The organism is Leifsonia aquatica H1aii, assembly GCF_000633535.1.
In the GTDB taxonomy this organism is placed as follows: domain Bacteria; phylum Actinomycetota; class Actinomycetes; order Actinomycetales; family Microbacteriaceae; genus Leifsonia; species Leifsonia aquatica_A.
The window spans coordinates 1-1208 of sequence record NZ_AYMR01000050.1 but is presented as its reverse complement, the minus strand read 5'-3'; the positions used below and the strand labels follow the sequence as shown (position 1 = coordinate 1208).

The window sequence follows — 1208 nt, the reverse complement described above, 5'->3', positions numbered from 1 at the left end:
TTCGCGTCGATCCACGAGTCCGACATGCAGCTCATCCCCGATGTCTCGACCGCCTACATCGACCCGTTCCGCGTCGAGCGCACGCTGATCATGGTCTTCGACATCTACAACCCGCGCAACGGCGAGATCTACGCGAAGGACCCGCGTCAGGTCGCCAAGAAGGCCGAGAAGTACCTCGCCTCCACCGGCATCGCGGACACCGCGTTCTTCGCCCCCGAGGCGGAGTTCTACATCTTCGACGACGTGCGCTACGAGGTGAACCAGCACTCCTCCTTCTACTCGGTGGACTCCGAGGAGGGCGCCTGGAACACCGGCCGCGTCGAAGAGGGCGGCAACCTGGCCAACAAGACCCCCTACAAGGGCGGCTACTTCCCGGTCAGCCCGGTCGACAAGCAGGCCGACCTGCGCGACGACATCTCCCTCAAGCTGATCGACGCCGGCCTCATCCTGGAGCGCGCCCACCACGAGGTGGGCACCGGCGGCCAGGCCGAGATCAACTACCGCTTCGACACCATGGTCGCCGCGGCGGACGACATCCTCAAGTTCAAGTACATCGTGAAGAACACGGCCGAGCAGTGGGGCAAGGTCGCGACCTTCATGCCGAAGCCGCTCTTCGGTGACAACGGCTCGGGCATGCACACCCACCAGTCGCTGTGGAGCGACGGCAAGCCGCTCTTCTACGACGAGTCCGGCTACGGCGGCCTCTCCGACATCGCCCGCTGGTACATCGGCGGCCTGCTCAAGCACGCCCCCGCGGTGCTCGCCTTCACGAACCCGACGGTGAACTCGTTCCACCGCCTGGTCCCCGGCTTCGAGGCCCCGGTCAACCTGGTCTACTCGGCCGGCAACCGTTCCGCGTCGATCCGCATCCCGATCACGGGCACCAACCCGAAGGCCAAGCGCATCGAGTTCCGCGCGCCCGACGCCTCCGGCAACCCGTACCTCGCGTTCGCCGCCCAGCTCATGGCCGGCCTCGACGGCATCAAGAACCGCATCGAGCCGCACGAGCCGGTCGACAAGGACCTCTACGAGCTGCCGCCCGAGGAGGCCAAGAACATCCCCCAGGTCCCCGGCACCCTCGCCGAGGCCCTCGACGCCCTCGAGGCCGACCACGACTTCCTCACCGCAGGCGGCGTGTTCACCCCGGAGCTCATCGAGACCTGGATCGAGTACAAGCGCGAGAAGGAGATCAAGCCCCTCGCGCAGCG

General features: G+C 66.7%; 1 protein-coding gene. It reads left to right on the top strand.

From position 1 onward, the window contains the following. The coding region (glnA, locus tag U870_RS0121740) for a type I glutamate--ammonia ligase (protein WP_025159455.1) at positions 1–1208 on the top strand (1208 nt) is incomplete at both ends.